Genomic DNA, 12,915 nt, shown 5'->3' with positions numbered 1-12,915 from the left:
CCGATGTTCGACTTCAACGACCCCAGCCACAACGGCTGCTCCGCCGAACGCTCACGCCCGTACGTGTTCAGCAGCGCCTGCGCCTCGATCGGGTCACCCAGCGTCGTACCGGTGCCGTGCGCCTCGACGACGTCCACCTGCTCCGACGCCAGACCGGCGTTCGCCAGCGCCTGCCGGATCACCCGCTGCTGCGACGGACCGTTCGGCGCGGTGAGACCGTTGCTCGCACCGTCCTGGTTGACGGCGCTACCGCGCACGATCGCCAGCACCTGGTGCCCGTTGCGGCGCGCGTCCGACAACCGCTCCACGAGCAGCATGCCGACACCCTCGCCCCAGCCCGTACCGTCCGCGTCGTCCGAGAACGCCTTGCAGCGCCCGTCGGAGGACAGGGCCCGCTGGCGGCTGAAGTCGACGAACACCTCCGGGGTGGCCATGATCGCCACGCCGCCGGCCAGCGCCATCGTGCACTCGCCGTTACGCAGCGCCTGGATCGCCCAGTGCAGCGCGACCAGCGAGGACGAGCACGCCGTGTCGACCGTGACCGCCGGGCCCTCCAGGCCGAAGGTGTACGCGACACGCCCGGACGCGATGCTGCCCGACACGCCCGTGCCGAGGTAGCCCTCCACGCCGTCCGGGAGCTCGCCGACGCCCGTCGCGTAGTCGTGGTACATCACACCCGCGAACACGCCGGTCCGGCTGCCGCGCAGCGTCGCCGGGTCGATGCCCGCCCGCTCGACGGCCTCCCACGAGGTCTCCAGCAGCAGCCGCTGCTGCGGGTCCATCGCCAGCGCCTCACGCGGCGAGATCCCGAAGAACGCCGGGTCGAACAGGCCCGCGTCGTGCAGGAACCCGCCCTCACGGGCGTACGAGGTGCCCTGGTGATCGGGGTCGGGGTGGTAGAGGTTCTCCAGATCCCAGCCACGACCCGCCGGGAAGCCGGACACCGCGTCCCGGCCCTCGGACACCAGGCGCCACAGATCCTCCGGGGACTCCACACCGCCCGGGTAGCGGCAGGCCATACCGACGATCGCGATCGCCTCGTCATCCACCACCGGGCCACGGACCGCGACCGCTGCCACCTGCTCCTCGCTGACCAGCTCGGTCAGGAGGAAGGCGGCGAGGGCGCCAGGGCTCGGGTAGTCGAAGACGAGCGTCGCCGGCAGCCGCAGGCCCGTCGCGCCGTTCAGCTCATTGCGCAGCTCGACCGCCGTCAGCGAGTCGAAGCCCAGCTCCTTGAAGGCCTTCGATGACTCCACGGCACTCGCGTCGGCGTAGCCGAGGACGCGGGCCACCCGGGAGCGGACCAGGTCCAGCAGGACCGCCTCGCGCTCCTCGCCCGGCAAGGCCAGCAGGCGCTGTGCCAGGGCCGAGCCCGCCGTCTGGCCGGGCATCCCGTTCTCGACGGCGCGCCGGACCGGGGTCCGGACCAACGCGCGCAGCAGCGGCGGCAGCGTGCCGGCCGTCGCCTCGGCACGCAGGGCGGCCAGGTCGAGCCGGATCGGGACCACCAGCGCGTCGCCTGTGGCGACCGCCGCGTCGAAGAGCGCCAGCCCCTCGGCGGCGAGCAGACCCTGCACGCCGCCGCGGCTGATGCGCCGCGCGTCGAGCGCGTCCAGGCTGCCGACCATCCCGGCGCCGTCGGCCCAGGGGCCCCAGGCCAGGGAGGTGGCGGGCAGGCCGGCGGACCGGCGCTGCGCCGCGAGCGCGTCCAGGAAGACGTTCGCCGCGGCGTAGTTGCCCTGGCCAGGCCCGCCGAAGGCACCGGCGGCGGAGGAGAACAGGACGAACGCGGTCAGCGGGTGACCGGCGGTCAGGTCGTGCAGGGCGAGCGCCGCGTCGACCTTCGGGGAGAGGACGGTGTCGAGCCGCTCGGCCGTGAGCGAGGCGACGATGCCGTCGTCCAGGACACCGGCCGTGTGGACCACACCGGACAGCTCGTGTCCGGCAAGGACGGCAGCGAGCGCATCGCGGTCGGCGACGTCGCAGGCCGCCACCTCGACGGACGCGCCCGCCTGGGACAGCTCGGCGACCAGCTCGGCCGCACCCGGCGCATCCGCGCCACGACGCGAGACCAGCAGCAGACTGCGCACCCCGTGCTCCGCCACCAGGTGCCGGGCCACCAGGCCGCCCAGCAGACCCGAGGCACCCGTCACCAGGACCGTGCCCGTACCGCCGAACACCGGCCCGGCCTGCGGGTCGACGGCGACCCGGGCCAGGCGCGGCACCCGGACGACGCCCTCGCGCACCGCGAGCTCGGGCTCGCCGGCCGCCAGCGCGGCGGAGAGCAGCTCGTTCGGGACCCCCGGGCCGTCGACGTCCAGCAGGACGAAGCGACCGGGGTTCTCCGACTGCGCCGAGCGCACCAGACCCCAGACCGGGGCGTGCACCAGGTCCTCGACCTCGGTACCGACGGCCCGGCGGGTCACCAGCACCAGACGCGAGGCCGCGAACCGCTCGTCCGCCAGCCACTCCTGCACCGTGCCCAGCACACCGTGCAGGGCGGAGCGCGCAGCCGAGGCCACGTCGGCGGCCTCGCGCGGCTCGAGTGCCAGGAACACCGCGTCCGGGACGGGGTGCCCCGCGTCGACGGACACGCCCAGCGCCGCCAGGTCCGCGTACGCCTGCGCACCGAACCCGTCCGCGCCCAGCACGGCCCAGCGGCCGGCCGGGGCCGCGGACACCGGCAGAGCGGTCCACTCCATCCGGTACAGCGACTCGGTGGGACCACCGCTCGCCGCCCGGACCTGCTCCGCCGACACCTCGCGCATCGCGAGGGACGCCACGGAGGCCACCGGACGGCCCGACTCGTCGGCCAGCTCCAGGGACACCGTGTCACGGCCCGCCGGGGACATCCGCACCCGCAGGGCCGAGGCCCCGGCCGCGTGCAGGGTCACACCGCTCCAGGCGAACGGGAGGCGGCCACCGCCGCTCTCCTCCAGCAGGTCGCCGATGCCGACCGCATGCAGCGCGGCGTCGAGCAGCGCCGGGTGCAGGCCGAAGCCGGCGGCGTCGTCGCGAGCGCTGTCCGGCAGGCGGACCTCGGCGTAGACGTCGTCGCCCAGTCGCCAGGCGGCCCGCAGGCCCTGGAACACCGGCCCGTACCCGAACCCGGCGTCCAGGAAGAACGCATAGAGGTCGTCGACCTCGGCCGCAGTGGCACCCTGCGGCGGCCACTGGGCGAGATCGAAGGACGGGGCCGCCGCGCCGTGGCTCGGCGCGAGCACACCGGTGGCGTGCCGCGTCCAGAGCTCGCCGTCCGTGGAGTCCTCCAGCCGGGAGTGCAGGCTGACCGCGCGGCGGCCCGACTCGTCGGCTTCCTCGACCACCAGCTGCACCTGGACACCGCCCTGGTCGGGCAGGACCAGCGGCGCGGCCAGGGTCAGCTCCTCCAGCACCCCGCAGCCGACCTGGTCGCCGGCGCGGATCGCCAGCTCGACGAACGCCGTGCCCGGCAGCAGTACCGAGCCCATCACGGCGTGGTCGGCCAGCCACGGGTGCGACTGTACCGACAGCCGGCCCGTGAAGAGGAACCCGTCCACCGCGGCGAGCGGGACGGCCGCACCCAGCAACGGGTGCCCCGCAGCCGCCAGACCGACGGAGGCCACATCCCCGGCAGCCCGGCTCGCCGGTTCCGGCCAGTAGCGCTGGCGCTGGAAGGCGTAGGTCGGCAGGTCGATGCGGCGGGCGCCGGTGCCGGCGAAGACGGCCTGCCAGTCCACCTTGGCGCCGCGGACGTGGGCCTGGGCCAGGGCGGTGGTGAGCGTACGGGCCTCGGGCCGGCCGGCCCGCAGAACCGGGACGAACGCGGCTTCGCCGGCGCTCTCCTGGCCCATCGCGGACAGCACACCGTCCGGACCCAGCTCGACGAACGTACGGACCCCGTCGGCCTCCAACACCTGGACCGCGTCGGCGAAGCGCACCGCCTCACGGACGTGCCGCACCCAGTACTCGGGATCGGTCAGCTCGGTGGACGAGAGCGCGCCGGTGAGGGTGGAGACGATCGGGATCCGGGGAACCTCGAACGTCAACCGGGCCGCCACCGCACGGAACTCATCCAGCATGCCGTCCATCAGCGGCGAGTGGAACGCGTGACTGACCGTCAGTCGCTTGGTCTTACGGCCCTCGGCCGCCAGCTGCTCCGCCACGGCGAGCACCGCGTCCTCGGCACCCGAGACCACCACGGACATCGGCCCGTTGACGGCGGCGATACCGACGCCCTCGGTCAGCAGCGGCAGCACCTCCGCCTCCGTCGCCTGGACGGCCACCATCGCTCCGCCGCGCGGCAGCGCCTGCATCAGGCGACCACGAGCCGCCACCAGCCTCGCGGCGTCCGCCAGGGACAGCACCCCGGCGACGTGCGCGGCGGCCAGCTCACCGATCGAATGACCCGCGAGAACGTCCGGCGTCAGACCCCACGACTCCACCAGGCGGAACAGCGCCACCTCCAGCGCGAACAACGCCGGCTGCGTGAAGCCCGTCTCGTTCACCAGCGTCTCGTCCGCGATCGCCTCACGCAGCGGCCGCTCCAGGTACTGGTCCAGGTGCGCGCACACCTCGTCGAAGGCATCCGCGAACACCGGGTACCCGGCGTACAGCTCCTCGCCCATGCCCACGCGCTGGCTGCCCTGGCCGGTGAACAGGAACGCCGTACGGCCTTCCGTCATCGCGCCGGAGCCGGTCAGGCCGGTCAACCCGGCCAGCAGCTCCACGCGGTCCCCCGCAACGAACCCGGCCCGGTGCTCGAACGCGGCCCGGCCCGTCGCCAGCGAGAAGCCCAGATCCACCAGACCCAGCGACTCGTCACCCTCGACCAGCGCCACCAACTCCACGGCCTGCGCCGCGAGAGCCTCCGCACTCTTCGCCGACACCACCACCGGCACCACCGGCAGCGACACCGACACCTCGGAGGCAGACTCCTCGACCACCGGAGCCTGCTCCAGGATCGTGTGGGCGTTCGTCCCGCTCACACCGAACGCCGAGACGCCAGCGCGACGGAGGTCGCCCGTCTCGGGCCACGGCTGGTTATCGGTGAGCAGTTCGACGGCGCCGGACGACCACTCGACGTGCGGGGTCGGCGCGTCGACGTGCAGCGTCCTCGGCAGCACACCCTGCCGCATCGCCATGACCATCTTGATCACACCCGCGACGCCGGCCGCGGCCTGGGTGTGACCGATGTTGGACTTCACCGAGCCGAGCAGCAGGGCCCGTCCGTCGCGGCGTTCCTGGCCGTAGGTGGCCAGCAGGGCCTGCGCCTCGATCGGGTCGCCGAGGGCGGTGCCCGTGCCGTGTGCCTCGACCGCGTCCACCTGCTCGGCCGTCAGGCCCGCGCTCTCCAGCGCCTGGCGGATCACCCGCTGCTGCGACGGGCCGTTCGGCGCCGTCAGACCGTTGGACGCACCGTCCTGGTTCACGGCGCTACCGCGCACCACCGCGAGCACCGGGTGCCCGTTGCGCCGCGCGTCCGACAGCCGCTCCACGAGCAGCATGCCGACACCCTCGCCCCAGGCCGTACCGTCCGCCGAGGCCGCGAACGCCTTGCACCGGCCATCGGCCGCCAGACCACGCTGGCGGCTGAAGTCCAGGAACGTGTCCGGCGTCGCCATCACGGTGACACCACCCGCCAGCGCCAGCGTGCACTCACCGTTACGCAGCGCCTGCACCGCCAGATGCAGCGCCACCAGCGACGACGAGCACGCCGTGTCAACGGTCACGGCCGGACCCTCAAGCCCGAACGTGTAGGACAACCGCCCGGAGACCACACTCGCCGCCGTACCGGTGCCCAGGTGACCCTCCAGGTCATCGGCCGAGTTGGCCGCGAGCGTCAGGTAGTCCTGGCCGTTGGTGCCGGCGAAGACACCGGTCCGGCTGCCACGCACCGTGGCCGGGTCGATCCCGGCGCGCTCGAACGCCTCCCAGGACGTCTCCAGCAGCAACCGCTGCTGCGGGTCCATCGACAGGGCCTCACGCGGCGAGATGCCGAAGAACCCGGCGTCGAACTCCGCCGCGTCGTAGAGGAAGCCGCCCTCACGGGTGTAGATCTTGCCGACCTGGTCGGGGTCCGGGTCGTAGAGGGTGTCGACGTTCCAGCCACGATCGGTGGGCAGCCCCGACATCGCGTCACCGCCGCCCACCAGCAGCTGCCACAGCTGCTCCGGCGAGGACACACCACCCGGGAACCGGCAGCTCATCGCGACGATGGCGATCGGCTCGTCGTCCACCGCGATGGTCGCGGCGGAGGCCGTCGGGCTCATCGGCTGCAGGCCGAGCAGTTCCGCGCCGAGGTGGTCGGCGAGCGCGGTGGCCGACGGGTAGTCGAACACCAGCGTGGCCGGCAGTCGCAGGCCGGTGGCCGCGTTGAGACGGTTGCGCAGGTCGACGGCGGTCAGCGAGTCGAAGCCCAGCTCCTTGAACGCCCGGCCCGCCTCCACCGACTCCGACCCGGCATAGCCGAGCACCGCCGCGACCTGGGCACGCACCAGGTCCAGCAGGGCGCGGCCCCGCTCGGCGGACGACAGCCCGGCCAGTCGCTGCGCCAGCGAGGAGCCGACGGCAGCCGGGGAGCCGGTCGCCCGACCCGCTTCGGCCACCGCCGTCAGACGCCGGACCTCGGGGATCTCGGCGAAGAGCCCGCCCGGACGAACGGCCTCGAACTCGGCGGCGAGGCGCTCCCAGGCGATGTCGGCGATCGTCAGGGCGGCGTCGCCCTGGTCGAGCGCGTCCTGCATCGCGGTGATGGCCAGCGTCGGCGCCATGCCCGCCACACCGTCGCGGCGCAGGCGCTGCTCGACGGTGCCGTCTGCGGCCATGCCGCCTTCGGCCCAGGGGCCCCAGGCGATCGAGGTGGCCGGCAGGCCGTCGGCCCGGCGCTGCTCGGCAAGCGCGTCGAGGTAGGCGTTGGCCGCAGCGTAGTTGCCCTGGCCGGCGCTGCCGACCGAACCCGCGATGGAAGAGAACAGCACGAACGCCGAGAGGTCGTGACCTGCGGTCAGCTCGTGCAGGTTGCGGGCCGCGTCCACCTTCGGACGGGCCACGGCGGTGAAGCGCTCGGCGGTCAGACCGTCGATCACGCCGTCGTCCAGAACACCCGCGGTGTGGAAGACCGCCGAGAGCCGGTGGTCGCTCAGCAGCTGCGCCAGCGCCTCCCGGTCCGCGACGTCGCAGGCGGCTACCGTCACGGTGACACCGAAGGCGGACAGCTCGTCCCGCAGCTCCGCCGCGCCCGGCGCATCCAGACCCCGACGGCTCGTCAGCACCAGGTGCTCCGCACCGCCCCGGGCCAGCCAACGCGACACCTCCGCACCCAGCGCACCCGTACCACCGGTGACCAGCACCGTGCCGGACGGCGCCCACGGACCGGCATCGCCGCGCGCGGCCCGCACCAGACGGCGGGCGAAGACACCCGACGCCCGCACCGCGACCTCGTCCTCACCGCCACCGGCCAGAACACCGGCCAGCCGGCCGAGCACCCGCTTGTCCAGGGTCTCCGGCAGGTCGATCGACCCGCCCCAGCGGTACGGGTGCTCCAGCGCCACCACCCGGCCCAGACCCCAGACCTGCGCCTGCACCGGATCGGCCACCCGCTCCGAACGGCCCGTCGAGACGGCACCACTCGTCACGCACCACAGCGGAGCATCGACCCCGGCATCGCCCAGCGCCTGGACCAGCACCAGCGTCGCCACCGGCCCATCCGCAGCCGCCACCAGCGACACCACACCGGACGGCCGCGCGCCATCCCCGAGAGCACCCCGCAGCGCCTCGGCCACCGCGGCCCGATCGGCCGCGAGGCCATCCAGCCCGACCCGACGGACCTCCACACCGCGCCCGACGAGCATGCCCTCCAGGGACGCCGCCACCGCGTCATCGCCACGACCCGCCGGGGCCACCAGCAGCCACGTGCCGGTGAGAGCCCCCGAACCGGTGTCGGTCACCGGCTTCCAGGTAGCTCGGTAGCGCCAGCTGTCCACGGTGGCCTGCTCGCGGCTCTGGCGGCGCCAGGCCGAGAGGGCGGCGAGAACCTCGCCCAGCGGCCGGTCGGCGTCCAGATCGAGGGCCGCGGAGATCGCCTCGAAGTCGCCGCTGTCGACGGCCTCCCAGAAGCGGGCGTCCACGGCGTCGACCACGGCCGGTGCGGCCGCCGGGGCCACCTGGCTCTCCAGCCAGTACCACTGGCGTTGGAAGGCGTAGGTCGGCAGCTCGACGCGGCGCGCGCCGGCGCCGGCGAAGACGGCCTGCCAGTCGACGGCCCGGCCGCGGATGTGGGCCTGGGCGAGCGCGGTGGTGAGCGTACGGGCCTCGGGCCGCCCGGCCCGCAGGACGGGGACGAACGCGGCGGCCTCGGCCGTCACGCTGTCCTGGCCCATCGCGGACAGAACCCCGTCCGGACCCAGCTCGACGAACGTACGGACGCCCTCGGCCTCCAGTACCCGGACGGCGTCGGCGAAGCGCACGGCCTCGCGCACGTGCCGCACCCAGTAGTCGGGCGAGGTCAGCTCCTCGGCCGTGGCCAGGGCGCCTGTCAGGGTGGAGACGATCGGGATCTGCGGGGCCTGGAACGTCAGCTGCTCCGCGACAGCCCGGAACTCGTCCAGCATGCCGTCCATCAACGGCGAGTGGAACGCGTGGCTCACCGTCAGCCGCTTGGTCTTGCGACCCTCGGCCGCCATTTGCTCCGCGGCCCGCTGAACGGCTTCCTCGACACCGGAGATCACCACCGACGTCGGCCCGTTGACGGCGGCGATCGCCACCTCGTCCGTCAGCAGCGGCAGCACCTCGTCCTCGGTCGCCTGCACCGCCACCATCGCGCCACCGGCCGGCAGCGCCTGCATCAGCCGGCCGCGAGCGGCCACCAGCGCGGCGGCATCCGCCAGCGACAGCACACCCGCCACGTGGGCGGCGGCCAGCTCACCGATGGAGTGCCCGGCCAGGAAGTCCGGCCGCACCCCCCACGCCTCGACCAGGCGGAACAGCGCCACCTCGACCGCGAACAGCGCCGGCTGGGTGTACGCGGTCTCGTTCAGCAGCTCCGCGTCGGCGATGACCTCGCGCAGCGGACGGTCCAGGTGCCGGTCCAGCTCCGCGCAGACCGCATCGAACGCTTCGCGGAACGCCGGGTAGGCGCCGTACAACTCCTCACCCATCCCGGCCCGCTGGCTGCCCTGCCCGGTGAACAGGAACGCCGCACGGCCGGCCACAGCGGTGCCGTGCACGCTCGCCGCGGCCGACTCGCCCGCGGCGAGCGCCGCGAGACCGGCCAGGAACTCCGCGCGGTCCTCGGCGACCACGGCAGCCCGGTGCTCCAGAACGGCGCGCCCGGTCGCCAGCGAGTACGCCACATCGGCGTCCGACGCCTCGGACAGCGCGGTGCCGGCACCGAGGTGCGTCAGCAGACTGCCGGCCTGCTCGCGCAGCGCCTCCTCGTTCCGCGCCGAGAGCAACCACGCCTGCACGGCCGGAGCCTCGACGGGGGCCACGGCAGGAAGCTCGGCCCGGCGGTCGGCGGCCGGGGCCTGCTCCAGGATGGTGTGGGCGTTGGTGCCGCTGATGCCGAAGGACGACACCGCCGCGCGGCGCGGGCGGCCGGTCTCCGGCCACTCCCGACGCTCCGTCAGCAGCTCCACCGCACCGGCCGACCAGTCGACCTTCGCCGACGGCCCGTTCACATGCAGCGTCTGCGGCAGCACACCGTGCCGCATCGCCATCACCATCTTGATGATCCCGCCCACCCCGGCCGCGGCCTGGGTGTGACCGATGTTCGACTTCAACGACCCCAGCCACAAGGGCTGTTCGGCCGAGCGCTCACGCCCGTACGTGTTCAGCAGCGCCTGCGCCTCGATCGGGTCACCCAGCGTCGTACCGGTGCCGTGCGCCTCCACCGCATCCACCTGCTCCGACGCCAGACCCGCATTCGCCAGCGCCTGCCGGATCACCCGCTGCTGCGACGGACCGTTCGGCGCGGTGAGACCGTTGCTCGCACCGTCCTGGTTGACGGCGCTACCGCGCACCACCGCCAGTACCTGGTGGCCGTTGCGGCGGGCGTCGGAGAGCCGCTCGACGAGCAGCATGCCGACGCCCTCACCCCAGCCGGTGCCGTCGGCCTCCGCCGAGAACGCCTTGCAGCGCCCGTCGGCCGAGAGGCCGCGCTGGCGGCTGAAGTCGACGAAGGTCTCGGGCGTCGCCATGACGGTGACACCGCCGGCGAGCGCCATCGTGCACTCACCCTGGCGCAGTGCCTGGATCGCCCAGTGCAGGGCCACCAGCGAGGACGAGCAGGCCGTGTCGACGGTCACCGCCGGGCCTTCGAGCCCGAAGGTGTAGGCCACGCGGCCGGAGGCGATGCTGCCCGAGACGCCGGTGCCGAGGTAGCCCTCGACGCCCTCGGGGAGCTCGCTGATCCCGGTGGCGTAGTCGTGGTACATCACGCCGGCGAAGACACCGGTGCGGCTGCCGCGCAGCGAGGCCGGGTCGATACCGGCCCGCTCGACGGCCTCCCACGAGGTCTCCAGCAGCAGCCGCTGCTGCGGGTCCATCGCCAGCGCCTCACGCGGCGAGATCCCGAAGAAGTCCGGGTCGAACAGGCCCGCGTCGTGCAGGAAGCCGCCCTCGCGGGCGTAGGTGGTGCCCTGGTGGTCCGGGTCGGGGTGGTAGAGCCCGTCCAGGTCCCAGCCGCGGCTGGTCGGGAAGCCGGAGATCGCGTCACCGGCCTCGAAGACCAGGCGCCACAGGTCTTCGGGGGACTCCACGCCACCCGGGTAGCGGCAGGCCATGCCGACGATGGCGATCGGCTCGTCGTTCGCGGCCGCGGACGGGCGGGTGGCACCGGCGCGGGTAGCGGCGGCGCTCTCGTCCGCGTCGCCGCCGAGGAGTTCGGCGAGCAGGAAGGCGGCGAGCGCGCCCGGGCTGGGGTAGTCGAAGACGAGGGTCGCGGGCAGGCGCAGGCCGCTCGCGCCGTTGAGCTCGTTGCGCAGCTCGACGGCGGTCAGCGAGTCGAAGCCCAGCTCCTTGAACGCGCGCGAGGACTCGACGGCAGCCGTGTCGGTGTAGCCGAGGACGGCGGCGACGCGGGAGCGGACCAGGTCGAGCAGGGTCTGCTCGCGGTCGTCGGCGGGCTGAGCCAGCAGGCGGGCGACCAGCTCGGAGCCGCCCGCCGAGGAGCCGGCACGGGCGACCCGGCGGGTCGGGACCCGGACCAGGCCCCGCAGCAGGGCGGGCAGGGTGCCGGCGGCGGCCTGGGCGCGCAGGGCGGCCAGGTCCAGGCGAATCGGCACCAGGGCGGCCGTGGCCGTGGCCGTGGCCGCGTCCAGCAGGGTCAGGCCCTCGGTGGAGCCGAGGCCGTGGATGCCGCCCCGGCTCATGCGCTGGACGTCCAGCTCGTCCAGGTTGCCGACCATGCCGCTGCTGTCGGCCCACGGGCCCCAGGCGAGGGAGGTGGCGGGCAGGCCGGTGGCGCGGCGCCGGGCGGCGAGGGCGTCCAGGAAGACGTTCGCGGCCGCGTAGTTGCCCTGGCCGGGGCTGCTGAGTGTCCCGGCAGCGGAGGAGAAGAGGACGAAAGCGGTGAGCGGGTGGCCGGCGGTCAGCTCGTGCAGGGCGAGCGCCGCGTCGACCTTCGGGTACAGGACGGTGTCGAGGCGGTCGGGGGTGAGGGAGGCGACGATGCCGTCGTCCAGGACGCCGGCCGTGTGAACGACGCCGGACAGCTCGTGGCCGGACAGCAGGGCCGCCAGGGCCTCCCGGTCGGCCACGTCGCAGGCAGCGACCGTGACGGCGGCGCCGGCCCCGGTCAGCTCCGCGACCAGCTCGGCCGCACCCGGCGCGTCCGCACCACGGCGCGAGACCAGCAGCAGGCTGCGCACCCCGTGCTCCGCCACCAGATGACGGGCCACCAGACCACCCAGCAGGCCCGAAGCACCGGTCACCAGGACCGTGCCGGAGGAGCCGAACACCGGTACGGCGTCCACGGTGGTGGCCACCCGGGCCAGGCGCGGCACCTGCACGGCGCCGCCGCGCACCGCGAGCTCGGGCTCGCCGCCCGCCAGTGCGGCGGAGAGCGCCTCCCGGGAGAAGTCGCCGCCGTCCAGGTCCAGCAGGACCAGCCGGTCGGGGTTCTCGGACTGCGCGGAACGCACCAGGCCCCAGACCGGCGCGTGCACCAGGTCCTCGACCTCGGCGCCGACGGCCCGACGGGTCACCAGCACGAGGCGCGAAGCCGCGAACCGCTCGTCCGCCAGCCACTCCTGCACCGTGCCCAGCACTCCGTGCAGAGCACCACGCACCGCCGAGGCGACGTCGGCGACGTCGCCCGGCTCCAGCGCCAGGAACACCGCATCCGGGACGGGATGTCCGGCGTAGACGGACGCGCCCAGCTCCGCCAGATCGGCGAACGCCTGCGCGCCCATCCCCGCCGTGTCCTCGCCCAGCACGGCCCAGCGGCCGGCCGGCGCGGCGGACACCGGCAGCGCCGTCCACTCCACCCGGTACAGCGACTCGACGAAGCCGCCGCGCGCACTGCGCACCTGGTCCTCGGAGACCTCGCGCGAGACCAGGGTCTCCACCGTGGCCACCGGTCGGCCGGTCTCGTCCGCCAGGAGCAGCGAGGCGGCGTCCTGGCTGGTCTCGGACAGGCGCAGGCGCAGCGCGCTCGCGCCGGCGGCGTAGAGGGTGACGCCGTTCCAGGAGAACGGGATCCGGGCCTGGCGGGGGCCGCCGGCGGTCGCCCCGTCGGCGATGTCGAGACCGAGGGCGTGCAGCGCGGCGTCGAGCAGCGCCGGGTGCAGGCCGTACTGCTCGGCGTCCTCGTGGGCGCTCTCCGGCAGCCGGATCTCGGCGTAGGTGTCGCCGTCGTGGCGCCAGGCGGCGCGCAGGCCCTGGAACACCGGGCCGTAGCCGAACCCGGCCGCGGCGAGCCGCTCGTACAGGTCG

At 74.3% G+C, this 12,915-nt stretch carries 1 protein-coding gene; it reads right to left on the bottom strand.

Going from position 1 to position 12,915, the window contains the following annotated elements; genetic code table 11:
* A partial coding sequence (locus tag ACIBH3_RS35305) for a type I polyketide synthase (RefSeq protein ID WP_396316220.1) occupies positions 1-12,915 on the bottom strand: 12,915 nt, incomplete at both ends.

The sequence above is a fragment of the Kitasatospora sp. NPDC050543 genome (genome assembly GCF_044457565.1).
Classification (GTDB): domain Bacteria; phylum Actinomycetota; class Actinomycetes; order Streptomycetales; family Streptomycetaceae; genus Kitasatospora.
Note: the sequence above shows the minus strand (reverse complement) of the source record. Positions and strands in the feature narration are given on the sequence as shown.